At 55.7% G+C, this 23,656-nt stretch carries 19 protein-coding genes; 3 read left to right on the plus strand and 16 right to left on the minus strand.

The features are described from left to right. Positions 1–7 precede the first annotated feature (7 nt). From actP to acs, 3 genes are all read right to left on the minus strand, one after another. Complete coding sequence (actP, locus tag AM379_RS09560; protein WP_106503640.1) at positions 8–1,657, minus strand: cation/acetate symporter ActP; 1,650 nt, start codon at positions 1,655–1,657, stop codon at positions 8–10. After that, a complete protein-coding gene (locus tag AM379_RS09565) occupies positions 1,654–1,968 on the minus strand; it encodes a DUF485 domain-containing protein (RefSeq protein ID WP_014168233.1) in 315 nt (104 codons plus the stop codon). The genes actP and AM379_RS09565 overlap by 4 nt, the downstream gene beginning before the upstream one ends. A gap of 72 nt (positions 1,969–2,040) precedes the next feature. Then, positions 2,041–3,999 (minus strand): acetate--CoA ligase, encoded by a 1,959-nt coding sequence (acs, locus tag AM379_RS09570; RefSeq protein ID WP_020882831.1) that lies wholly within the window; start codon positions 3,997–3,999, stop codon positions 2,041–2,043. 423 nt (positions 4,000–4,422) lie between these two features. Between acs and gltP the strand changes: the two genes are divergently transcribed. Next, on the plus strand, positions 4,423–5,736 hold the full coding sequence (gene gltP, locus AM379_RS09575; RefSeq protein ID WP_013095082.1) for a glutamate/aspartate:proton symporter GltP: 1,314 nt from the start codon (positions 4,423–4,425) through the stop codon (positions 5,734–5,736). Positions 5,737–5,809: 73 nt separating this feature from the next. On the opposite strand, the gene AM379_RS09580 is transcribed toward gltP, so the two are convergent. Continuing rightward, positions 5,810–6,484 carry a tetratricopeptide repeat protein gene (locus tag AM379_RS09580; protein WP_106503641.1) on the minus strand — a complete coding sequence of 225 codons (675 nt, stop codon included), beginning with the start codon at positions 6,482–6,484 and terminating at the stop codon, positions 5,810–5,812. A 323-nt stretch (positions 6,485–6,807) separates the two neighbouring features. Continuing rightward, positions 6,808–8,955: a formate dehydrogenase subunit alpha gene (gene fdhF, locus AM379_RS09585; protein WP_078774721.1), complete on the minus strand. Its 2,148-nt coding sequence runs from the start codon at positions 8,953–8,955 to the stop codon at positions 6,808–6,810. Between the two features lie 255 nt (positions 8,956–9,210). On the opposite strand from fdhF, the gene AM379_RS09590 reads away from it, so the two are divergent. Beyond that, on the plus strand, positions 9,211–9,942 hold the full coding sequence (locus AM379_RS09590; protein ID WP_014168239.1) for a response regulator: 732 nt from the start codon (positions 9,211–9,213) through the stop codon (positions 9,940–9,942). On the opposite strand, the gene AM379_RS09595 is transcribed toward AM379_RS09590, so the two are convergent. The 6 genes from AM379_RS09595 to AM379_RS09620 form a co-directional block, all read right to left on the minus strand. Then, a complete protein-coding gene (locus tag AM379_RS09595; protein WP_106503642.1) occupies positions 9,939–10,946 on the minus strand; it encodes a carbohydrate kinase family protein in 1,008 nt (335 codons plus the stop codon). The genes AM379_RS09590 and AM379_RS09595 overlap by 4 nt on opposite strands. Next, positions 10,943–11,803: a ketose 1,6-bisphosphate aldolase gene (locus AM379_RS09600; protein ID WP_025206378.1), complete on the minus strand. Its 861-nt coding sequence runs from the start codon at positions 11,801–11,803 to the stop codon at positions 10,943–10,945. Before AM379_RS09600 ends, AM379_RS09595 begins: the two co-directional genes overlap by 4 nt. A 10-nt stretch (positions 11,804–11,813) precedes the next feature. Then, on the minus strand, positions 11,814–12,500 hold the full coding sequence (locus tag AM379_RS09605) for a D-lyxose/D-mannose isomerase (RefSeq protein ID WP_014168242.1): 687 nt from the start codon (positions 12,498–12,500) through the stop codon (positions 11,814–11,816). An 86-nt stretch (positions 12,501–12,586) separates the two neighbouring features. Next, a complete protein-coding gene (locus AM379_RS09610) occupies positions 12,587–13,528 on the minus strand; it encodes an ABC transporter substrate-binding protein (RefSeq protein WP_014168243.1) in 942 nt (313 codons plus the stop codon). Positions 13,529–13,558: 30 nt separating this feature from the next. Then, entirely contained in the window at positions 13,559–14,554 is a 996-nt protein-coding gene (locus AM379_RS09615; protein WP_014168244.1) for an ABC transporter permease subunit, read from the minus strand. Continuing rightward, the gene (locus AM379_RS09620) at positions 14,551–16,071 is read right to left on the minus strand and encodes a sugar ABC transporter ATP-binding protein (protein WP_020882824.1); all 1,521 of its coding nucleotides are present in this window, start codon (positions 16,069–16,071) and stop codon (positions 14,551–14,553) included. Before AM379_RS09620 ends, AM379_RS09615 begins: the two co-directional genes overlap by 4 nt. A 181-nt stretch (positions 16,072–16,252) precedes the next feature. Between AM379_RS09620 and AM379_RS09625 the strand changes: the two genes are divergently transcribed. Beyond that, entirely contained in the window at positions 16,253–18,541 is a 2,289-nt protein-coding gene (locus tag AM379_RS09625) for an ATP-binding protein (RefSeq protein WP_106503643.1), read from the plus strand. On the opposite strand, the gene alsK is transcribed toward AM379_RS09625, so the two are convergent. From alsK to alsB, 5 genes are all read right to left on the minus strand, one after another. Further along, a complete protein-coding gene (gene alsK / locus AM379_RS09630) occupies positions 18,486–19,430 on the minus strand; it encodes an allose kinase (protein ID WP_025206375.1) in 945 nt (314 codons plus the stop codon). The genes AM379_RS09625 and alsK overlap by 56 nt on opposite strands. Further along, positions 19,414–20,109: a D-allulose 6-phosphate 3-epimerase gene (gene alsE, locus AM379_RS09635; RefSeq protein WP_020882821.1), complete on the minus strand. Its 696-nt coding sequence runs from the start codon at positions 20,107–20,109 to the stop codon at positions 19,414–19,416. The genes alsK and alsE overlap by 17 nt, the downstream gene beginning before the upstream one ends. A 10-nt stretch (positions 20,110–20,119) precedes the next feature. Further along, positions 20,120–21,100, minus strand: coding sequence for a D-allose ABC transporter permease (gene alsC, locus AM379_RS09640; protein WP_044857668.1), 981 nt, complete (start codon positions 21,098–21,100; stop codon positions 20,120–20,122). Beyond that, complete coding sequence (alsA, locus tag AM379_RS09645; protein WP_073397721.1) at positions 21,079–22,611, minus strand: D-allose ABC transporter ATP-binding protein AlsA; 1,533 nt, start codon at positions 22,609–22,611, stop codon at positions 21,079–21,081. The genes alsC and alsA overlap by 22 nt, the downstream gene beginning before the upstream one ends. A gap of 76 nt (positions 22,612–22,687) precedes the next feature. Then, a complete protein-coding gene (alsB, locus tag AM379_RS09650; protein WP_025206373.1) occupies positions 22,688–23,623 on the minus strand; it encodes a D-allose transporter substrate-binding protein in 936 nt (311 codons plus the stop codon). Between the last annotated feature and the right edge of the window lie 33 nt (positions 23,624–23,656).

The following is a 23,656-nucleotide window of genomic DNA, read 5'->3' on the forward strand; positions in this document are numbered from 1 at the left end:
GACGAGGTTAGTGCGCGCGGCCTTGCTCGACGCCCAGACCCGTTTGTGAGCGGATAAACTGGGCGCGGAATTTCTCACGCTCCAGGTTACCTTCCGGCGAGTTATCGGTCGCGGAGAAGATCCAGATACCAATAAACGCCACGGCAATGGAGAACAGCGCCGGGTATTCATACGGGAAGATAGCGCTTTCGTGACCGAGGATCTGTACCCAAATCGTCGGGCCAAGGACCATCAGAATCACTGCCGTCAAAAGCCCCAGCCAGCCGCCAATCATCGCCCCACGGGTGGTCAGTTTTGACCAGTACATGGAGAGCAGGATGATAGGGAAGTTACAGCTTGCCGCAATGGAGAAGGCCAGCCCCACCATAAAGGCGATGTTCTGCTTCTCGAACAAAATCCCCAGCAGAATAGCGACCACGCCCAGCACCAGCACGGTGATTTTCGAGACTTTCAGCTCATCACGTTCGCTTGCCCCTTTGCGGATAACGTTGGCATAGAGGTCGTGCGATACCGCAGACGCGCCCGCCAGCGTCAGCCCGGCAACCACCGCGAGGATGGTGGCGAAGGCCACGGCCGAGATAAAGCCAAGGAACAGATTACCGCCTACCGCGTCGGCCAGATGCACTGCCGCCATGTTGTTACCGCCAATCAGCCCGCCCGCCGCGTCTTTAAACGCCGGATTCGCCCCCACCAGCATGATGGCGCCAAAACCAATGATAAAGGTCAGGATGTAGAAGTAACCCATAAAGCCCGTGGCGTAGAAGACGCTTTTGCGCGCTTCACGCGCATCGCTCACGGTGAAGAAACGCATCAGGATGTGTGGCAAGCCAGCCGTACCAAACATCAGACCCAAACCGAGCGAAAGCGCAGAAATAGGGTCTTTCACCAGCCCGCCAGGGCTCATGATCGCTTCCCCTTTCGGGTGTACCGCCATCGCTTCAGTGAACAGATTATTGAAGCTGAACCCGACGTGTTTCATGACCATAAAGGCCATAAAGCTGGCGCCGAACAGCAGCAGTACCGCTTTGATGATTTGCACCCAGGTCGTGGCCAGCATGCCGCCGAACAGGACGTACATCACCATCAGCACACCCACCAGCACCACCGCGATGTGGTAGTTCAGGCCGAACAGCAGTTCGATCAATTTACCCGCGCCGACCATCTGCGCAATCAGATACAGCGCGACCACCACCAGCGAGCCGCAGGCGGAGAGGGTACGAATCGGCCCCTGCTTCAGCCGGTAGGAGGCCACGTCTGCGAAGGTATAGCGGCCCAGGTTGCGCAAGCGTTCTGCGATCAGGAACAAAATAATCGGCCAGCCCACGAGGAAGCCGAGGGAGTAAATCAGACCATCGTAGCCGGAGGTGTACACCAGCGCGGAGATACCGAGGAAGGAGGCAGCGGACATAAAGTCGCCTGCAATCGCCAGCCCGTTCTGAAAACCGGTAATGTTGCCGCCTGCGGTGTAGTAATCATTACGGGAGCGCACGCGTTTCGAGGCCCAGTACGTGATGTACAGCGTCAGCAGCACGAAAATCAGGAACATGATAATCGCTTGCCAGTTGGTTGGCTGGCGCTGTACCTCGCCGGTGATGGCATCAGCGGCGTTGGCGGCAAAGGGAAGTGTGGCGGCAAGCGCCGTCAGGACTTTCTTCATGATGCTTTTACCTCTGCCAGGACTGCTCTGTTAAGACGATCGAATTCGCCATTGGCGCGCCAGACGTACACGCCGGTCAGCACAAACGAAATGATTATCACGCCAATCCCAATCGGAATTCCGCGCGTGACGCTGGTGCCCGCGTGCAGCGGCGTACCGAGCCAGTGTGGGGCAAAGGCAATCAGCAGAATAAAGCCGACGTAAATAATCAGCATGATGATGGAAAGTAAGAAGGCAAACCGTTGCCGTTTATCCACGAGCTCCCTGTAGTGCGCACTATTCTCTATCTGCTGACAAATATCGTTATTCATCAGAGGTCTCCAGAAGTATTTATAGGGGAGGTTTTTTTATTCCCTCTCCCGGGGGGGAGAGGGGAGATCGCGTTACGATGGCATTGCGATGGACTGCTTCTCTTCGAGCAGTTTTTCCACCACGCCAGGATCGGCAAGCGTTGAGGTATCACCGAGGTTGCTGGTGTCACCGGCTGCGATTTTGCGCAATATGCGGCGCATAATTTTGCCTGAGCGGGTTTTCGGCAGAGAGTCGGTCCAGTGCAGCACGTCCGGCGTGGCAAGCGGGCCAATCTCTTTACGTACCCAGTTGCGCACCTCGGCATACAGCTCTGGTGACGGCTCTTCGCCATGATTCAGCGTGACGTAGGCGTAAATCGCCTGGCCTTTAATGTTGTGTGGGATCCCGACGACGGCGGCTTCGGCGATCTTCGGATGAGATACCAGCGCGGATTCAATCTCCGCGGTACCCAGACGGTGGCCGGAGACGTTCAGCACGTCGTCCACGCGCCCGGTTATCCAGTAATAACCGTCCTCGTCACGCCGGGCGCCGTCACCGCTAAAGTACATGTTTTTAAAGGTCGAGAAGTAGGTCTGCTCGAAGCGCTCGTGGTCGCCGAACAGGGTACGCGCCTGGCCCGGCCAGGAATCGGTGATCACCAGATTGCCTTCGGTGGCCCCGTCCAGCGGATTACCTTCGTTATCCACCAGCGCAGGTTGTACGCCGAAGAACGGTTGAGTTGCTGAACCGGCTTTTAACTGTGTCGCACCCGGCATAGGGGTGATCATAAAGCCGCCGGTTTCGGTCTGCCACCAGGTGTCCATTACCGGACATTTTTCGTTGCCGATTTTCTTCCAGTACCACTCCCAGGCTTCCGGGTTGATGGGCTCGCCAACGGAACCGAGGATGCGCAGCGAAGAGCGGTCAGTGCCTTCAATGGCCTTATCGCCTTCCGCCATTAATGCGCGGATCGCCGTTGGGGCGGTATAGAGAATATTGACCTTGTGTTTGTCGACCACCTGACACATGCGTGCCGGCGTTGGCCAGTTCGGTACGCCTTCAAACATCAGCGTAGTGGCACCACAGGCCAGCGGGCCGTAAAGCAGGTAGCTGTGACCGGTGACCCAGCCTACGTCGGCAGTACACCAGTAAATGTCGCCCGGATGGTAGTCGAATACGTACTTGAAGGTGGTAGCGGCATAGACCAGATAGCCGCCGGTGGTGTGCAACACGCCTTTCGGTTTGCCGGTTGAGCCGGAGGTGTAAAGAATAAACAGCGGGTCTTCCGCGTTCATCTCTTCCGGCTGATGTTGGTCGCTGGCTTTTTCAATCAGATCGCTCCACCACAGGTCGCGTCCTTCATTCCAGTCGATCTTGCCGCCGGTACGCTTGAGAACGATGACGTTGCTGACAGTTTTCACGTTCGGATTTTTCAGCGCTTCATCGACGTTTTTCTTCAGGGGAATGCCACGGCCAGCGCGCACGCCTTCATCGGCCGTGATCACCAGTTTCGAGCTGGAATCGACTATACGTCCGGCTACCGCTTCCGGTGAGAAGCCGCCAAAAATCACCGAGTGAATCGCACCGATGCGCGCGCAGGCCAGCATGGCTACTGCCGCTTCAGGCACCATTGGCATATAGATAGCCACCACGTCGCCTTTTTTAATGCCCCTTTCCAGCAGAACGTTGGCAAAGCGGCACACGTCGCGGTGCAGTTCTTTATAAGTAATGTGTTTGCTTTGAGAGGCGTCGTCACCCTCCCAGATAATGGCCGTTTCATTACCGCGTTCGGCAAGGTGGCGGTCAAGACAGTTTGCTGCCAGGTTCAGCGTGCCGTCTTCGTACCATTTAATGGAGACGTTGCCGGGCGCAAAGGAGGTGTTCTTCACCTTCTGATAAGGTTTAATCCAGTCAAGAATATGGCCCTGCTCACCCCAGAAGACGTCCGGGCTGGAGACGGATTGCTGATACTTCTCGTGGTACTGCTCCGGGTTTATCAGGCAACGGTCCGCAATGTTTGCGGGAATGTCGTGTTTATGTACTTGGCTCATGGCTTTTTTTCTCCTTGTAAGATGTTAATAATATGTCGCAAAAACGTTAATAGTAGGGGCTTTACAAGCTTTGTTTATTATTTGGGCTACAGATCACGCATTGTTTGAAGAGTATGAAAAATGAGCGAATGAAACTTTGAAGGAAAATAATTCACCGTGCCGATTATTCACAAATTCCATTAAAAAAGCCTTTTTATAACAAAAAGTTATTGATGGGAATTGTGACAAACTCACGTCATGACCGCTTTTTGCAGCGAAATATGCCGTTCTTTAAGGCTTGCGCAACATGCCGCGCAAATGATACTCATACGCCGCGTTAAAAAATCCCATAAACCAACGCAACACAATTCATACCCTTTCAGTATGTATCCATATTCATGCAGTTTATGTGAATAGGGCGCTTCATTGAGGAAGTCAGTTTCTATGAAAAACGTTAAAGTCAGCCTGGCCTGGCAAATCTTGCTAGCCCTTGTGCTGGGTATCCTGCTGGGTAGTTACCTGCATTATCACAGCGACAGCCGCGAGTGGCTGATTGCGAACCTGCTCTCCCCGGCAGGAGATATCTTTATTCATCTGATCAAGATGATTGTCGTACCGATTGTTATCTCAACGCTGGTCGTCGGCATTGCCGGTGTGGGGGATGCAAAACAGTTAGGCCGTATCGGCGCGAAGACAATTCTTTATTTCGAAGTGATCACGACGATTGCCATCATTCTGGGCATCACACTGGCGAACGTGTTCCAGCCAGGATCCGGGATCGATATGTCGCAGCTGGCGACGGTGGATATTTCGAAATATCAAAGCACTACCGCTGAAGTACAGAGCCACGCGCATGGCCTGATGGGAACCATCCTTTCGCTGGTGCCGACCAACATCGTGGCTTCCATGGCGAAGGGCGAGATGCTGCCGATCATCTTCTTCTCGGTGTTGTTTGGTCTGGGTCTCTCCTCCCTGCCTGCCACGCACCGTGAACCGCTGGTCACCGTGTTCCGCTCAATTTCTGAAACCATGTTCAAAGTGACTCACATGGTGATGCGCTACGCGCCGGTTGGGGTGTTTGCGCTTATCGCGGTAACCGTGGCGAACTTCGGTTTCGCCTCCCTGTGGCCGTTGGCGAAGCTGGTGATTCTGGTTCACTTCGCCATCCTGTTCTTCGCGCTGGTGGTGCTGGGAATTGTGGCGCGCCTGTGTGGGCTGAGCATCTGGATCCTGATCCGTATTCTCAAAGATGAGTTGATTCTCGCGTACTCCACGGCAAGCTCTGAAAGCGTACTGCCGCGTATTATCGAGAAGATGGAGGCCTACGGCGCGCCGGCGTCGATTACCAGCTTTGTGGTGCCAACCGGCTACTCCTTTAACCTGGACGGCTCAACGCTGTACCAGAGTATTGCGGCTATCTTTATTGCTCAGCTGTACGGCATTGACCTGTCTCTGTGGCAGGAGATCGTGCTGGTGCTGACCCTCATGGTGACCTCAAAAGGCATCGCAGGCGTACCTGGCGTCTCCTTTGTCGTGCTGCTGGCCACCCTGGGCAGCGTAGGGATCCCGCTGGAAGGTCTGGCGTTTATCGCCGGTGTCGACCGTATCCTCGACATGGCGCGTACGGCGTTGAATGTGGTGGGTAACGCCCTGGCGGTGCTGGTTATCGCTAAGTGGGAGCACAAATTCGACCGTAAAAAAGCGCTGGCGTATGAACGCGAAGTGCTGGGTCGTTTTGATAAGACCGCAGACCAGTAAAATAAAAAGGCCGGGGTTAACCCGGCCTTTTCGCATTCCCTCTCTGCCAAAAGAGAGTGCCGTGTAAGAGACTTTACTCCCCACTCAACGCGTCAAATTCTTCACATCCCGTATCAAATCCTTCGGTACAGCTCAGGTTCAGCCAGTAGAGCGCTTTCTGCTTATTCGGCGTTATAAAGCCTTTCTCGCCCTGCTGGAACAGCATTCCGGCCCAGTACTCCGCGTAACCCGTACGCGAAAGGGAGGAGCTGCGTTTGAACCACGACGCGGCTTTGACGTCGTCCTGCGCCACCTCAACGCCGTTGGCATAAATCATCCCCAGCAGCATTTGCGCATCCACCGCGGAATCGTTGTCGATATCTTCGGTTGCCGTTTGCAGCAGTGCGATGGCCTGTGGGTAGTCAGTTTTCCCTGCCTGGATGTTGACTAGCACGCGTGCCAGCATAATTGCGCCGCGTTTACTGCCGGCGATAGTGGCCTGCTGCGCCAGCGCTTTGGCCTGCGCGTAATCGCCCTGTGTAAACTGGATTTGCGATAACAACGCCATGGCGTCGACATCGCCCCCTTTTGCTGCTTTCTCTGCCCACTGCGCGGCCTGCTTGCTGTCGCCGGAACTGAAGTAGGTATCGGCAAGGTAATACTGGGCGCGGGCGTCACCCGCTTCCGCCTGTTGCTTGTACTGGCTGCCAATCTCATCCGCGTGGACGAGTGACGTAAAAAATAACAACATCAGAAAAATTGATTTCATGGATTCTTATCATCTGGGTACACGCCGCGCAGTATAATCGTCGTCGCAGAAGAAAAAAACGGGCGCGGTAACGGTGAATGAACATTTCCCGGTGCCCGCCGCGTTTCGTCTCACAATAATGCTTGTGAAAGAGGGTATTAGACGCTCGCGGGGGAGATTCTCTCACTGAATTAAAATACAAAGCCGGGTATTTATTTCGGTGCTAATGACATTATTGCTGCGGGGCAGCGTGCACAATATATATTGATAATATAAATAGCTTATTAAGAAATAAAAAAGGGGTGAATAAGTCACCCCTTTTATTCATCGATTAATTAACGGCATTAACCCAACGCGCTTTCGCGCAGTCTGGCTTTCAGCTTGCTATATTCGTCAATCACATACTGTTCCGCGGCGTGCTGGTCGGCAATCGGTTCCACGCGTACGGCGCAGTACTTATACTCCGGCGTTTTGGTTATCGGGCTTAAGTTCTCCGTCACCAGTTCGTTGCAGGCACCAATCCACCACTGGTAGGTCATATAGACCGCCCCTTTGTTAGGTCGGTCGCTAACCTGCGCACGGGTAATGATGCGTCCTTTACGCGAGTGCACCCAGATCAGGGCTTCATCTTCAATACCCAGACGCTCTGCGTCAGCGGTGTTGATCTGCGCATAGCCCGGTTCATCCGCCAGTGCCGCCAGCGCAGCACAGTTACCGGTCATCGAACGACAGGAGTAGTGGCCCACTTCACGCACGGTAGAGAGCACCATCGGATACTCATCGGTGAGTTTATCGATTGGCGCGACCCAGTCGCAGGTGAAGAACTGCGCCAGTCCGTTCGGGGTGTCGAACTTCTCTTTAAAGAGATACGACGTGCCCTGATCGGCCTCTGACTCATCGCGGCATGGCCACTGGATATACCCCAGCTCACCCATTTTCTCATAGGTGGCACCGGTGAAGTCCGGACACAGTTTGCGCAACTCGTCCCAGATTTCCTGGGTGTTGTTGTAGTGCATCGGATAACCCATGCGGGTGGCGATTTCGCTGATGATCTGCCAGTCGGTTTTCAGATCCCACTTCGGCTCCACCGCTTTGAAGAAGCGCTGGAAGCCGCGGTCTGCCGCCGTGTAGACACCTTCATGCTCGCCCCATGACGTTGACGGTAAAATCACATCCGCCGCCGCCGCGGTTTTGGTCATAAAGATGTCCTGGACAATCACCAGTTCGAGATCCTCAAAGCCTTTACGCACCGCTGACAGCTCGGCGTCGGTCTGCAGCGGATCTTCACCCATAATGTAGGCGGCACGCACTTCACCGTGCGCCGCACGGTGCGGCAGCTCGCTGATGCGATACCCGGTATGTTCCGGCAGGCTCTCCACGCCCCAGGCCTTCGCGAATTTCTCCCGATTTTCCGGGAATTTAACGTACTGATAGCCCGGATAGGTATCCGGCAGTGCGCCCATGTCACACGCACCCTGCACGTTATTCTGACCACGTACCGGGTTCACGCCCACATGCGGTTTGCCCAGATTTCCGGTCAGCATCGCGAGGCTTGTCAGGGAGCGTACGGTTTCCACGCCCTGATAGAACTGGGTTACGCCCATGCCCCACAAAATGGCCGCGGTTTTCGCCCCGGCGTACATCCGCGCTGCCTGGCGGATCTCTTGCGCGCTTACGCCGGTTATCGCTTCGACGGACTCCGGCGTGTAGCCTTCGACAATTTTCCGATACTCGTCAAACCCTTCCGTACGGGTCGCGACGAACGCCTGGTCGTACAGATTCTCCTCAATAATGACGTGGCCCATCGCATTCAACAGCGCGATATTCGAGCCGTTTTTCAGGGCAATGTGCATATCCGCAATACGTGCCGTTTCAATTTTGCGCGGATCGCAGACGATGATTTTCGCCCCATTCTGTTTGGCGCGAATCACGTGGTTCGCGACGATAGGGTGAGAATCCGCCGGGTTATAGCCAAAAATAAACACGAGATCGGTGTTATCTATCTCGTTGATCGCGTTACTCATAGCGCCGTTACCGACCGACTGGTGCAGACCTGCAACCGATGGGCCGTGTCAGACGCGAGCGCAGCAGTCGACGTTATTGGTACCAATAACGGCGCGCGCGAATTTTTGCATTACATAGTTGGTTTCATTACCGGTACCGCGTGAAGAGCCGGTAGTCTGGATCGCATCCGGGCCATACTTGGCTTTGATGGCGCTCAGGCGCGTGGCGACATAATCCAGCGCCTCGCTCCAGGAGACGGCTTCCAGCTTGCCACCGCGCTCGCGGCGGATCATAGGGGTTTTCAGGCGTGGGGTAAGGATTTGGGTATCGTTAATAAAATCCCAGCCGTAGTAGCCTTTCAGGCACAGCGTGCCCTGGTTGGTTTTCCCCTGGGCGGCCTCCGCCCGGACGATTTTGCCGTTATCGACCACCAGGTTGATCTTGCAACCCGAGGCACAATAAGGGCAAACCGTGACGACTTTTTTCATCAGTCTGCTCCAGTTAATCAATGCTTACGCCCCACTATGCAGCTTCTATGCCATGTTTTTATTGTGGGTATCCGCAGACTTTACGGCCAAAACAGGGGCAAAACCCTGACGAAAAACAGCCAATCGTCAAAATTGACGTGTCGAATGGGCAGTGGATGTGACATGGGTTGTAATTCCGTCATGTAAAAGTCAAATTGGCTGGAGCCGACGGCAGAATAGTTCAGACTTAACATAATCCCCTGATGGAAGCATGCGATGAAACCGGCGATTCTGGTGGTTGATGACGATACCGCAGTCTGCGAGCTGCTGCAGGATGTGCTGAGTGAGCACGTCTTTAGCGTGCTCGTCTGCCATAACGGCCAGGACGCGCTGAGTCTGGTTCAGCATGAGCCACACATCGCCCTTGTCCTGCTGGATATGATGCTGCCGGATATCAACGGCCTGCAGGTATTACTGCACCTGCAAAAGCAACGTCCGGAGCTGCCGGTGGTGATGCTGACCGGGCTGGGCAGTGAGTCAGACGTGGTGGTGGGGCTGGAGATGGGGGCCGACGATTATATTGGCAAACCGTTTAACCCGCGCGTGGTGGTTGCCCGGGTTAAAGCCGTGCTTCGCCGTACCGGGGCACTGGCCGCAGACACCCCGGTGCCACGCGTGGCGGGCGTGACGTTCAATGGCTGGACGCTGGATACCTCCCGCTGTGAACTCAGCGATCCGCAGCGTAACCCCGTACCGTTGACCCAGGGAGAATATGGTCTGCTGCTGGCGCTCACCCAGAACGCCCGGCGGGTGCTCAGCCGGGAACAACTGCTCGAGCTGACGCACAGCGAAAGTGCCGAGGTGTTCGACCGCACAATCGATGTGTTGATCATGCGCCTGCGCCGTAAAATAGAAGCCAACCCGCATCAGCCCGCACTCATTAAAACCGTCCGGGGGCTGGGCTACGTCTTTGCTGCCGATGTGTCTCACAGCGAGAAAGCGGCTTAAATATTCTCTTTAATAAACAGCTGCAGCTCGGCCAGCGTTTTTGCCCCATCAATGGCGTTTGCAGCCAGCAGGCTTGCCCGCGAGCAGGCATGGGCCAGATAAATACTCTCGACCAGCGGCAACGCTTCATGGCAGCCGTATAAGAAGCCTGCGCAGAAGGCATCACCCGCCCCGACGCTGCCGATAATCTCTTCCCGCTCCAGCAACCAGGAGGGGATCCAGCGCCCTTCATCGTCCGGTGTTAACCCCCACGCCCCTTCCGGACAGTGGATCACCACCCGCTGACGCACGCCAGCCGCCAGAAGCTGTGAGGCGGCTTCCGCGATATGGGCAATGTGCGGGGCATCGTTCTCGTCGCGCATTTCCAGCCCGCTAAACTCGCCGGCTTCCAGTTCGTTGATGACCAGATAATCAAGATGGCGCAGGGCAGGGAGGACCAGCGGCTGATAGCGCGGGTCACCCTTTCGCGAGACCAGATCGAGCGATGTTTCATACCCCTGATCGCGCATCTGGGCCAGCAGCCGTGCGCTGCGGGTGCCGTACTCGTCATCGGGCATATCCAGGCTGTCGAGCAGTAACAGGTAGCCGAGATGGAAAATCTTCATCGCGCCGTCGAGGCGGTCGAAGGCGGGCAGATCCAGAAGACGGTTGGCGCCCGGGGAGTGGAAAAAAGTGCGCTGCCCACTGGGGTCGGTCATAACCTGCGACATAGAGGTTGGCGCAAAGGTCGTGCGCTGCACCCGCTGGCGGTTGACGTGATACTGGTCGAGCATCGCCAGGATGTAATCGCCGTCGCTATCTTCGCCAATCAGGCCGACGGCCTGCAGCGGCAGGCCAACGTGCATTTTGGCCAGCGTCAGCAGGACGTTCAGCGGCGCACCGCCGGTTGAACGTTCGCTGTGGGTAATCTCCGCCAGCCAGCCGCGCTCCGGCCATTGCACAATCTGGTGGACATGATCCACCAGCATATTGCCGGCGGCGATAATCCCTTTACGTTCCATTATGCCTGCCCCGCGCTGCCAAAGATGCGCATTTGCGCGGCGACCGTATCGGTAATCGCCTCCTCTATACCCAGCAACAGTTCTGCAAATTCATCGTACAGAGGCTGACGTTTTGCCATCCGTTGCTCAACGGCGGAGAGCGCGGCCTGTGACATACCGGTATAAAAGTTGATTTTATGGATCCCCAGTTCGATGGCGCGACGAAAATCGGCATCGCTGATGCCGGAGCCGCCGTGTAAGACCAACGGCAGGCCGGTCTGCTGGCGAATGGCGTCCAGACGAGGGAAATCGAGTTTTGGCTCGCCTTTGTATTTACCGTGCGCGTTGCCAATGGCGACCGCCAGCGCATCAATGCCGGTGGCATCGACAAACTCGCGCGCCCGCAGCGGGTCCGTAAACAACGCTTCATCCGCATGGCCATACAACGCGCCACCTTCGTCACCGCCTACCGCACCCAGTTCCGCTTCTACCGATACGCCAACCGCGTGGCACATCTTCACCACCTCCCGCGTCTGGCGAATGTTTTCTTCGTAGCTCAGGGTGGAGCCATCAAACATCACGGAGCTGAAGCCTACGCGCAGCGCACGTACCACCGCCTCGAAATGCAGGCCGTGATCGAGGTTGAGCACCACCGGAATATCATGACGGGCGGCTTCAAACCTGACCGCTTCGACCAGCGACTCCAGGGAGACATACTTAAAGTGGACTTCCGCAATATTAATGATAAACGGCGAGCGTTCCTGTTTCGCGGCAGCAAACAGCGCGCGCAAAAAATGGGAGTCGAGAACGTTAAACGCGCCGAGCGCGTAGCGGTGTTTCCTGGCGTGCTCAAGACCGTCGGCAAGAGAAATCAATGGCATTATTTACTCCTTATTTCCGAAACAGGTTGTACTCGTTGCACAACACCAGCACCGCCGGTTCGTCTTCCTCGATATTGTTATAGCGGGCAATGGGCTGTAAAAAATGGTTATCGTGTTCATCGTCATTCACCGATGACACTTCCCCCACCAGTACGTCGCCAAAACCGCGTTCGCCCCAGAAACTGTGGTACAGACCGGGGGTGAGGCAGATGCTGTCCCCGGGTTGCAGGCGTAACTGACTGCCGGGCGCGTGGGTCTGCAGACAGCCGTCGAGGGTAACGGTCACGTCGGTATTTTCAGGTTCTTGATGTGCACCGGCATTCCATAACTCGACGATCAGGTTTCCGCCGCCACGGTTGATGATGTCTTCCCGTTTACGCCAGTGAAAATGCATGGGCGTCACCTGACCATCCCGGACGTGCATGATTTTTTCGGCATAGCACTTTTCATAGGGCACACCGTTCGGTGAGCCATTGCGCAGGGTAAAGAGCGTTAGCCCCTGTGCGGCAAAATGGTCGCCGCCGAATGCCGTTACGTCCCAGCCAAGCCTGAGATCAAACACTTCCTGCCAGGCGGCCGGATCAAGCTGCTGCCATTTCGTCGGCGGAAAACTGGCAAAGGGAGGGAGATGCACGTCGTGCATGGAGAAGAACTGCCGCGTGTGGCCAAGGATTTCATTGATTTCGGAGCGTTTCATGGGGCCCCCTGGACGCTATGTCAGGCCTCACCCCAACTCTCTCGCGCGAAGAGAAGATCAGGGTGAGGGCATCAAACCGCACTACATCACTTAACTGTCCATCCTTTATAGGATCCGACGTTCTTTTTATCGATCATCGTCACCGGGATCAGCACAGGCTCTTTAGGCGCAGGTTTGCCCTGCAGAATGTCATAGCCGATCTCAACCGCTTTTGCCGCCATTACCTGCGGATCCTGAGCCGGCGTCGCGACAAACAGGGAGTTCTCACGCTTAAGCGCTTCTTCGCCGTCCGGGCTGCCGTCTACGCCAACGATAAAGAATTCATTGCGTTGGGCCTGTTTTGCCGCCAGATCGGCACCGATCGCCGTCGGATCGTTAATCGCGAACACGCCGTCGATCTTCGGATTGGCCGCCAGCAGTGAGGTCATCACTTCCAGACCGCCTTCACGGCTACCTTTGGCGTTCTGGTTATCAGAGAGCACCTTAATATCCGGATGTTTTTTGAACTCGGTCTGGCAGCCTTCGACGCGGTTTTGCACCGCGGACACTGGCGGCCCGTTGATGATGACCACGTTGCCTTTGCCTTTCAGGCGGTCAGTAATGTATTTACAGGCCATTTCCCCCGCCTGGGTGTTATCGGAGGTGATGGTGGCATCCGCCCCTTCCGCCGCGACGTCAACCGCGACAACCACGATCCCGGCCTCTTTCGCGCGTTTAACCGCCGGGCCGATCCCTTTGGAATCCGCAGCGTTAAGGATGATCATGTCCACTTTGGCCGCAATAAAGTTGTCAATCTGTGCCACCTGCTGGCCGAGATCGTAACCGCTGGAGACCAGCGTCACTTTGACGTTATCCCCCGCCAGTTTGCGCGCTTCCAGCTCGGCACCTTTGGTGATCTGCACGAAGAATGGGTTGGCCAGGTCGCCCACCGTCACGCCGATGGACTTCAGATCTTTCGCCTGCGCAAACGGCGTTGCGGCAAGCAGCGCGCCAGCACAGAGCGCGGTCACTAACGGTTTCAAACGCATCTTCTCTTCCTCGCTTGTAGGGTATTGTTGTTATGCACTTTGATGGTGTCGGGTACGGTATTTGTCGATTAGCACCGCTATGATGATCACCGCCCCTTTGATCACCAGTTGCCAGAAGTAGGAGACGCCCATCAGCGTCATGCCGTTGTTAAGCGTGGCGATGATCAGCGCCCCCACCAGCGTGCCGGTGATCGTGCCGATCCCGCCGACAAAGCTGGTGCCGCCGAGGATCACCGCCGCGATCGCATCCAGCTCGTAGCCCATGCCCAGGTTGCCGTTGGCGCTGTAGAGACGCGAGGCACTCATCACGCCGCCCAGGCCCGAGAGCAGCCCGCTCATGCCGTACACAAACAACAGCACCAGCCAGACCTTAATGCCTGTCAGACGCGCCGCCTGCATGTTGCCGCCAACCGCATAAATGTGAACGCCAAGCGTGGTGCGGCGCAGAATAAACCAGCACAGCACAATTACCGCCAGCGCGATCACCACCAGCCACGGAATGGGTCCAAGGTAGTTATTGCCGATCCACTCAAAGTTAATGTTGGAGTTAATGACGGTCGTACCGTCCGCCAGCAGATAAGCCGCACCGCGCAGTGCCGTATAGGTACCGAGCGTCACGATAAACGGCGGCAGCCCGGCAAAAGCCACCAGCGCGCCGTTGAACAAACCCAGCACCAGGCCGAGCATGAGCGCTGCCGGAATAGAAAGCATGGCGAACTCAGGTATTAACGACACCACCATCGCCGCCACGGCCGTGGTGCCCAGAATGGAGCCGACGGAGAGGTCGATCCCGCCGGTCAGAATGATGAAGGTCATCCCTGCGGCCAGTACGATGTTGATCGACGCCTGGCGGGTGATATTGAGCAGATTACTTTCGGTAAAGAAGTTAGGCGCGATAAAACCAAATACCGCCACAATCAGGATCAAGATGGGCAAAATGCCGACCGTCTGCATCAGATCGCTCATCAGCATTTTTTTGGCAGAGGCGGACTTCGCCACCTGCTGCGGATGGGTTGAATTTGTCATAGTTGCACCGCCTGATGATGAGAGTCGTTCACGCCGGTCGCCAGCGTCATGATGTTTTCCTGAGAAATTTCTGCTCCGTGAAGTTCACCTGCAATGCTGCCTTCACGCATGACATAGACGCGGTCGCTCATGCCGACGATTTCCGGCAGCTCGCTGGAGATCATCAGGATCGCCACGCCCTTGCGCGCCATCTGGTTCATGATGCGGTAGATTTCACTTTTCGCCCCGACGTCGACGCCGCGCGTCGGTTCGTCCAGAATCAGAATGCGTGGGCCGATGGCCACCCAGCGGGAGATAAGCAGCTTTTGCTGATTGCCCCCAGACAAGCCACCCGCGCGGACCTGTGAATGCGGCACGCGGATGTTAAGCAGGGCGATCGCATCGTCAGAAATGGTCTGCGCTTTTTTGCGGTTCAGCATGCCAAAGGTGGCGTCGCGCTCCAGCGTCGCCATGGTGATGTTCTCCTGTGCGGCCAGCTCGAGGAACAGCCCTTGTTCTTTGCGGTTCTCGGTGAGAAAACCGATCCCGTTGTCGATGGCTGCACGCGGGGAGTGGATCACCACCGGTTCGCCGTCGACCTCAATCATGCCGCCCGTGGCTTTGCGCGCGCCGAAGATCAGCTGCGCCAGTTCGGAACGTCCGGCGCCCACCAGACCTGCCAGGCCGACAATTTCTCCGGAACGCACCTGCAGACTGCAGGGGAGCACTTTCTTGCCGTCGGTAAGGTGATGCACGTTAAGACGCGGGCTGCCGAGCGGGATATCGCGCTCTTTGTTAAACAGATCGCTTAGCGGACGGCCGACCATCATTTTCACCAGCTCAGAGGCGTTCAGTTTGTCGCGCGTCAGGCTACCGACGTACTGCCCGTCACGCAGAACGCTGACGCGATCGGAGAGTTCATACACTTCCGCCATGCGGTGGCTGATATAGATAATCGCCATTCCTTCCTCTCGCAGGCGCAGTATCAGCTCGAACAGACGATGGGTTTCACGTGAGGAGAGGGCGGCGGTGGGTTCATCCATCACCAGAATGCGGCTGTTACGGTGCAGCGCGCGGGCAATTTCAACCTGCTGCTGCTCGGCGATGGTCAGCCTCATTACCAGGTCGGTCGCCTTGAAGTGCGCGCCCAGACGGTCAATCACCGCCTGCGCCTGTGCGGCCATCTCTTTGCGCTGTACCAGCCCGGCGCGCGACAGCTCGCTGCCCAGGAAAATGTTTTCAGCGACGGTCAGATTGGGGGCAAGCTGCATCTCCTGATAAATGAGGGTGATACCCGCGGCCAGCGCATCCTTTGGCCCTTTGATGTGAAACGGCTGTCCGTCAATCAGGATCTCGCCGCTGGTGGCGGTATAGGCCCCCGCGAGGATCTTCATCAGGGTACTCTTTCCTGCGCCGTTTTCCCCCATCAGCGCGTGGATCTCACCGGGGTATACCGTCAAATCCACACCCTTGAGCGCGTGGAAATGGCCAAACGTTTTGGCAATGTTGCGCATCTCCAGTACCGGGGTTCTGCTCATGGCGGATCTCCTTGAATGTCGATATCCGCACTTCATCACAGGTTGGTAAATGCAAAATGTCAGAAGCCGTTCATATTTGTCATAGTTATGAATAGTTAACTTACATCACAATTCCCCGCTTTTTCCCTCTCAGCAGGAGAGGGCCAGGGTGAGGGCATCACATTGCACCGGAGCTTACCGTATGCCATCACACCGTCCGCCCTTCTTTGCCAGCGCCCGTGGTCGCCTGCTGATTTTTAATCTGCTGGTGGTGGCGGTGACGCTGATGGTCAGCGGCGTGGCGGTGCTCGGCTTTCGTCATGCCAGCCAGATCCAGGAACAGGTGCAGCAGCAGACGCTGGATGACATGACCGGCAGCATGAACCTCGCCCGCGATACCGCCAATGTGGCAACGGCGGCGGTGCGGCTCTCGCAAGTTGTAGGCGCGCTGGAATACAAGGGCGAAGCCGAGCGCCTGAAGCAGATGCAGATGGCGCTGCGTCACTCGCTGGAACAGCTTGCCGATGCGCCACTGGCGCAACAGGAGCCCGCGCTGGTGGCGCGAATTATTCAGAGAAGTAATGAGTTACAGCAGAGCGTGACGGGCATGCTGGAGCGCGGGCAGCGGCGTCATCTGGAGCGTAATGCGCTTCTCAGCGCGCTCTATCAAAGCCAGAGCTATTTGCGCCATCTGCAGGACATCAACCGCCGTTACGCCAGCAACGTCCCGGATGCGCAACAGCTTATGGAAATGGACAGACTAATCATCGCCGCTATTGAAACGCCCTCGCCGCGCGCCACGGTTCAGCAGCTGGATGCCGTGACGGCAACGCTGCCCCGAAGCGTGACGCAGCCCGTGGTGAACGCTATCCTGCCCGATTTTAATGCCGAGCTTCACAAGCTTGTTCCGCTCTCGACGCAGCTGGAGGAGAGCGATCTGGCGATCAGCTGGTATATGTTCCACATCAAGGCGCTGGTGGCGATATTAAACAGCGACATCAATCAGTACGTTGAACAGGTGGCGCAGGCCTCCCGGCTGCGCACTGCCCAGAGTCACCAGGAGCTGCGCTCCATCAGCGTATTTATCAGTGTGTTCGCCGTGCTGGCGCTGATCATCACCGGGTGCGCCTGTTGGTATATCTACCGTAATCTGGCCTCCAACCTGACGGCCATCTCCCGGGCGATGTCGCGCCTTGCTCACGGCGAGCAGGATGTTTCCGTCCCCGGGCTGCAGCGTCGTGATGAGCTGGGTGAGCTGGCTCGAGCGTTTAACGTTTTTGCCCGCAACACCGCCTCGCTTGTCCACACCACCCGCCTGCTGAAAGAAAAAACCACGCAGATGGAGATCGACCGCATCGAGCGTCAGGGGCTGGAAGAGGCGTTGGTGCACAGCCAGAAGATGAAGGCCGTCGGGCAGCTGACGGGCGGTCTGGCGCATGACTTTAACAACCTGCTGGCGGTGATCATTGGCAGTCTGGAACTCACCGATCCTGACTCACATGACGCCCCGCGTATCACCCGGGCACTCAAGGCCGCCGAGCGTGGTGCGGTGCTGACCCAGCGCCTGCTGGCGTTTTCCCGCAAGCAATCCCTGACCCCGCACGCGGTAGAGATGAAACCGCTGCTCGAGAACCTGCGGGAGTTGATGTACCACTCGCTGCCGGCCACCCTGACGCTGGAAATTGAAGCGCAATCACCGGCGTGGCCGGCGTGGATAGACGTTAGCCAGCTGGAAAACGCCATTATTAACATGGTGATGAACGCCCGTGATGCGATGGAGGGACAGACGGGGGTTATTAAGATCCGCACGTGGAATCAGCGCGTGACCCGCAGTGACGGACGCAGGCAGGATATGGTGGCGCTGGAGGTTATTGACCGGGGAAGTGGAATGTCGCAGGAGGTCAAATCCCGGGTCTTCGAACCGTTCTTTACGACCAAGCAAACCGGGAGCGGTAGCGGATTAGGCCTGTCGATGGTCTACGGTTTTGTACGCCAGTCCGGTGGGCGCGTGGAGATTGAAAGCGCGCCGGGGCAGGGGACTACCGTGCGGCTGCATCTGCCACGCTCGACGCTGCCTGTTCGTTCTGCTGATGAGACCCAGGCCGCCGCGGCTGCCGTTGAAAATGAACGCCTGGTACTGGTGCTGGAAGATGAAGCCGATGTCCGCCAGACCCTGTGCGAGCAGCTGCATCAGCTGGGCTATCTGACGCTTGAAGCGGACAACGGCGAACAGGCCCTGAAGATGCTGGACGCGTCACCGGATATTGGCATGTTTATTAGCGATTTAATGCTGCCCGGCAACCTCAGCGGCGCCGAGGTGATCAACCATGTGCGCAGCCATTATCCGCAGCTTCCGGTGTTGCTGATCAGCGGCCAGGATCTGCGTCCGACGCATAACCCGCAACTGCCGGACGTGGCGTTACTGCGTAAGCCTTTTACCCGTGTACAGCTGGCGCAGGCGTTGCGCAAGGTGATGACAGGAACTGGCTGAGAGCCAGGGTCGCCGCCCCCTGAGCACCGTTAAAGGATGACGATGATGCTGTAATGAAACGGACTGCCTCATACGGCAGCGGACGGCGCAGATGCTGTTTAATTCTGGCAATCAGCGCGTCGCGTGGAAAATCGACCATATCCATCACGCCGCCGCCGAGGATCACCGCATCCGGGTCGAAGAGATTTACGCTGGTGGCAATGGCTCGGGCTGCATGATTTAAGAGCTGTATGACAAAGGGGTCATGACACGCTGAGGTAAAAATCTCGCCAATCGCGTAATCACGGGGCTGTTGTTCATACCACTGTTTCAGGGCAATACCGGAACAGACGGTTTCCAGACATCCTGTGTTACCACAACCGCAATGGCGTGACATATCGCCCTGCGGAATATGTCCAAGCTCGCCCGCGACCCCGTGTGCACCTGTCCAGGGCGCGCCGTTCAGCCAGATGGCGAACCCCATGCCGGTACCGAGATAGGCTGCCAGAACCTGCTGTTGCTGCAAGTTGTGCTGCATAACATCAAAAGAGAGCTGGAGGTTAACGTCACGGTAGAATTCGACCGGGCATCCCAGTGCGTCCGCCAGTTTACCCGCCAGGTCCCGTCGGTCTGTTGCCTGTAATGGCAGGTTTGGTGTTGAGATAATGGTGCGTTTGTCTTTGCCGACCAGCGCAGGGAAACCCATCACCAGACCCCGACAGCGAACCTGATAGTGGCGAAGCCTTGCAACGATCATTTCTGCGACGCCGCACATGACGCCTGAACGGATGATGTCTGCTGTACGGTGTTTTTCACAGTGCAGCACGGCCCCCTCGGCTGTAAGCAGGCAAAAACGGATATGGGTAGCGCCCATATCCACTCCGGCGACGACATCAGGCTGTTTTTGCATGAGGAAGGGCCTCGTTCTTTGCCGACAGAATCTGTCCGGCCATCAGTTGCCATGCGTCGTCGATATTCTCTGCGTGGTTGAACAGCCCTGACGTCCCGACGATAAAGACATCAGCCCCGGCGGCCATCAGTTTTTTGTAGGTGGACTGATTGCAGGAGCCATCGATCTCAATCTCATAGCGCAGCCCTTCACGTTCGCGCCAGGCTTTCAGCTCGGCAATTTTTTCGAGCATTTCCGGAATGAAAGGCTGCCCGGCAAAGCCAGGATCGACGGTCATGACCGTAATTTTGTCCGCCTTGTGAATGTAATATTTCATCGCTTCAACGGGCGTTTCAGGGTTGAGGATCAGACCGACTCTCATGCCATGACGGCGAATTTCGTCAATCAGGCGGAAGGCCTGACCGTTAATCGTTTCCGGATGCAGGGTGATGAAATCCGCTCCGGCCTGTGCCAGTTGACTAATGTAGTCCTGGGGGCGCGTTACCATCAGATGGCAGTCCAGCGGTTTGGTGGCGAGCTTCTTCACCTGGCTGACAAAGAACGGTGATAGCGTCAAATTGGGCACAAAGTGACCGTCCATGATGTCGATATGGAAGTAGTCCGCGTGCTGGTCTATGAATTCGATCTGCTCTTTGAATTTCAGCAGGTCCATACACATCAGGGAGGGGGAAATTTTCATCGTCAATTCCTTACTTACTGATCAATCTATCGAGGGCGACAGCGGCGATAATCAACCCGCCCATCACCACCAGCTGGTAGTAGGTTTGTACTTGTAAAATATTGAGTCCGTTATTGATGGTGCCGATGATGAGCCCCCCAATCACGACAGAGAAGATGCGCCCTTTACCGCCAAAGAAGCTGGTTCCGCCGATAATGGCGCTGGCAATGGCGTAGGTTTCAAAGCCCATCCCAGCCAGCGGCTCTGCTGCCCCCAGTCGTGCCGTTGACACCACGCCTGCCAGCCCTGCACACACACCGGAGATAATGAAAACCACCAGGATATGAAACTTCACGTCAATACCGGAGTAGAACGCCGAGTTCTTGTTACCGCCCAGCGCGTAGATGTTGCGTCCCAGCCGCATACGGGTGGTGAGGAACCAGAGGATCACCGCCACTACCAGCGAGAAGATCACCGGCACGGGAACACCTAAGAGATTGGCGGCAAAAAAGTTTACAAAGTCGAACGAGAAGCCGTATACCGAGTTGGCATCCGAAATCACCAGCGTAATGCCGCGAAAAATGGCGTTAGTGCCCAGGGTGATAATGAACGGATGCAGCCCGGTCCAGTTGACCAGACAGCCGTTGATCGCGCCTAACGCACCGCCAACCAGCACGCCGCCAATGAGCGCTGCCAGGAACGGGTCGACGCCGGCCAGCATGAGCTTGGCGGTCACCATCCCGGACAGCGCCAGAATCGCCCCGACGGACAGATCGATACCTGCCACCAGAATGGCAAAGAACTCGCCCATCCCGATCAGCACCGTCACCGAACTCTGGACAAAAATTTGAGTGATGTTATTGGTGGTCAGGAAGTATTCCGACGACAGCGTGCCAAAGATGGCAACGATGATCGCGAGGATGAAAAAGGTGCCGTACTTGTCCCAGAACAGCGCGAAATTAAACGGTTTTTTTTCGTCCATATCGCGTTTCACTCTTGTGGTAATGCCCATGCCATAATCTCCTCTTCGCCCATGTCGTCGCGATTGGTCAGGATTTGCGTCAGTCGCCCTTCGCAGAACACGGCGATGCGGTCGCAGACGGCGATAATTTCAGGTAGCTCGGATGACACCATCAGGATGACCTTGCCCTCGTCAGCTAACTGGCGCATCACCTTGTAGATTTCGGCCTTTGCGCCGACGTCGATGCCGCGGGTAGGTTCATCAAAAATGATGACGTCCGGGTTGCAGCACAGCCATTTGGAAATCAGCACCTTCTGCTGGTTTCCGCCGGAGAGCTCAGTGATGTTTTGCTCCACGCTATGGCACTTTAACGCCAGCAGCTGGCGCTGCGTTTCAGCAGTTTTGCGCTCTTCATGTTCGCGAAACAGGCCCATGGCGCCTTTGTAGCCGCCATTTTTCAGGCTTTGGCTGACCGCCATGTTCTGAGCAATAGAGAAGTTGGGGAAGAAGCCGTTTTCCCGACGACTTTCAGTGATGTAGGCCATCCCTTTTTTCAACGCATCCAACGGCGAGTGTGGGGAGATGGTTTTACCGTTGAGACGGATTTCACCGCTAGCGCGTTTATCCACCCCGAAGAGGCAGTCCATCAGCTCGGTGCGGCCTGAGCCGACGAGTCCTGCAAAGCCAAAGATTTCACCGCGATTCACACTGAACGAGATATCACGTACTTTTTTCTTGTCCCGGCTGGTGACGTTTTTCACTTCGAACACGGTATCGCGTTCGAGGTTGCCGGTACTTTCTTTCATCGCGTTAAAGCGGTTTTGCAACTCGCGGCCCACCATCAGGCGCACAATATCGTCGTTTGTGACATCACTCACCATGCCCGTGCAGACGCTGCTTCCATCTTTCATCACGGTAAAGCGGTCGCAAATGCGGCGGATTTCTGCGAGCTTATGCGAGATATACACAATTGCTGTGCCCTCTTTACGTAATTGATTCATGATCAGGAAAAGATAATCCACCTCTTTATTGGTTAAAGACGATGTGGGCTCATCCATAATGATCGCTTTAGCGTTGAGCATTAATGTTTTTGCAATTTCCAGCATTTGCTTGTGGCTGATGGATAAATTCGCCACCTTTTCATCTAAATCGACTTTCAATCCCACGCGTAAAAGCATCATTGCGCCGCGAATACGCATCTCTTTCCAGTCGATCATATTGACGCCACAGACTTTTTTCGTCAGATGACGGCCAATATATAAATTCTCCAGAACGGTTAATTCATCGATAACGCTAAGTTCCTGGTAAATTATGCCAATGCCCAACTGTGCTGCCAGTTTATGATCGAGCTTGTCGTAATTTACCTCGTTGATAGTAATAGTTCCTTTGGTCGGTTCATGTATTCCCGACAATACTTTCATTAAGGTTGATTTACCGGCGCCATTCTCCCCTAATAACGCATGAATCTCGTGGGGATAAATAGTTAAATCAACCGACGTTAATGCGTGAACCGGACCAAAGGATTTGCCGATCCCCGCCATTGAGATATATGGCGTGACCATGTTTACTCCTTATGTTTTCCCTCTCATCCTGCGGGAGAGAGCTGGGGTGTGGGCTTCTGACCGCACCGGATATCAGTTATTTCGTCACCAGAACCGAATCAACCAGTTTGAATTCAGGCGTTTTTTCTAGGGGGATCACGTTGCCGGTTTTCGCCGCATCCACCATCAACTTCAGGCCCGTAGCACCAATATCCGCTGGGTTCTGCGCGACGGTGGCGGTCATTTGTCCGGCATCGACCATCTTACGTGCTTCAGGAATGCCATCCGTGCCAACGACCAGTACTTTTCCTGTTTTACCGGCGTTTGCCACCGCCTGTGCCACGCCCATTGCCATGGTATCGTTTGCACAGTAGAAGGCTTTCAAATTCGGGTTGCGTTGCAAAACGTTGGTGGCGACATCCAGGGCTTTAATGCGATCCCAGTCGGCGGGTTGGCTGGCAACGAGCTTGATTTGACTTGCTTTTTTGAAGGTTTCTGTAGCGCCATTGCGGCGTGCCTCTCCCGATGCATTTCCGGCTTTCCCTTCAATAATCGCGACTTCACCGCCCTGCACACCGAGTTTATCAATGATAAAGCCTGCACCTTTTGCCCCAACGGCTACGTTATCCGTCGTGACAAAACCTTCAACGTTACCGCCGGCTTTTTTCAGGTTATCCATATCGATTTTTTCATCGAGATTGACCAGATAAATGCCTTTTTGCCAGGCGCGTGAGACGGGCATCACCAGGTTGACCGAGGAGAGTGGGGCAAAGGCAATGCCTTTGTATTTCTTATTACTCAAGTCTTCAAAAAGCTGCAGTTGAGACTGAAAATCACCCTCTGACGGCGAAGCAAAAATATCAACACTTACCCCCAGGGTTTTTGCTTCATCTTCGATCCCTTTCTTCATATCCACCCAGAATGGATTGTTCAATGTTTTTAATACTACTGCATATTCTGCGGCAGCAAATGCGCTGGTAGATAACATTAAGCCCATAGCGGCGCCGCTGAAATATTTCAGATATTTATTCATAGCAGTGTTCTCAATGTAGGGTATATTTTTGTT

It is taken from the genome of Enterobacter cloacae complex sp. FDA-CDC-AR_0132 (assembly GCF_003010695.1).
GTDB lineage: Bacteria > Pseudomonadota > Gammaproteobacteria > Enterobacterales > Enterobacteriaceae > Enterobacter > Enterobacter ludwigii.

What these genes read in the sequence shown, in the direction of transcription:
- AM379_RS09610 (WP_014168243.1), bottom strand. Translation starts at nt 13,528, where the DNA reads ATGCGTTTGAAACCGTTAGTGACCGCGCTCTGTGCTGGCGCGCTGCTT.
- alsC (WP_044857668.1), bottom strand. Translation starts at nt 21,100, where the DNA reads ATGGGCATTACCACAAGAGTGAAACGCGATATGGACGAAAAAAAACCG.
- AM379_RS09605 (WP_014168242.1), bottom strand. Translation starts at nt 12,500, where the DNA reads ATGAAACGCTCCGAAATCAATGAAATCCTTGGCCACACGCGGCAGTTC.
- AM379_RS09590 (WP_014168239.1), top strand. Translation starts at nt 9,211, where the DNA reads ATGAAACCGGCGATTCTGGTGGTTGATGACGATACCGCAGTCTGCGAG.
- gltP (WP_013095082.1), top strand. Translation starts at nt 4,423, where the DNA reads ATGAAAAACGTTAAAGTCAGCCTGGCCTGGCAAATCTTGCTAGCCCTT.
- actP (WP_106503640.1), bottom strand. Translation starts at nt 1,657, where the DNA reads ATGAAGAAAGTCCTGACGGCGCTTGCCGCCACACTTCCCTTTGCCGCC.
- AM379_RS09580 (WP_106503641.1), bottom strand. Translation starts at nt 6,484, where the DNA reads ATGAAATCAATTTTTCTGATGTTGTTATTTTTTACGTCACTCGTCCAC.
- AM379_RS09600 (WP_025206378.1), bottom strand. Translation starts at nt 11,803, where the DNA reads ATGCCATTGATTTCTCTTGCCGACGGTCTTGAGCACGCCAGGAAACAC.
- AM379_RS09625 (WP_106503643.1), top strand. Translation starts at nt 16,253, where the DNA reads ATGCCATCACACCGTCCGCCCTTCTTTGCCAGCGCCCGTGGTCGCCTG.
- AM379_RS09565 (WP_014168233.1), bottom strand. Translation starts at nt 1,968, where the DNA reads ATGAATAACGATATTTGTCAGCAGATAGAGAATAGTGCGCACTACAGG.
- acs (WP_020882831.1), bottom strand. Translation starts at nt 3,999, where the DNA reads ATGAGCCAAGTACATAAACACGACATTCCCGCAAACATTGCGGACCGT.
- alsE (WP_020882821.1), bottom strand. Translation starts at nt 20,109, where the DNA reads ATGAAAATTTCCCCCTCCCTGATGTGTATGGACCTGCTGAAATTCAAA.
- AM379_RS09620 (WP_020882824.1), bottom strand. Translation starts at nt 16,071, where the DNA reads ATGAGCAGAACCCCGGTACTGGAGATGCGCAACATTGCCAAAACGTTT.
- alsB (WP_025206373.1), bottom strand. Translation starts at nt 23,623, where the DNA reads ATGAATAAATATCTGAAATATTTCAGCGGCGCCGCTATGGGCTTAATG.
- alsK (WP_025206375.1), bottom strand. Translation starts at nt 19,430, where the DNA reads ATGCAAAAACAGCCTGATGTCGTCGCCGGAGTGGATATGGGCGCTACC.
- alsA (WP_073397721.1), bottom strand. Translation starts at nt 22,611, where the DNA reads ATGGTCACGCCATATATCTCAATGGCGGGGATCGGCAAATCCTTTGGT.
- AM379_RS09615 (WP_014168244.1), bottom strand. Translation starts at nt 14,554, where the DNA reads ATGACAAATTCAACCCATCCGCAGCAGGTGGCGAAGTCCGCCTCTGCC.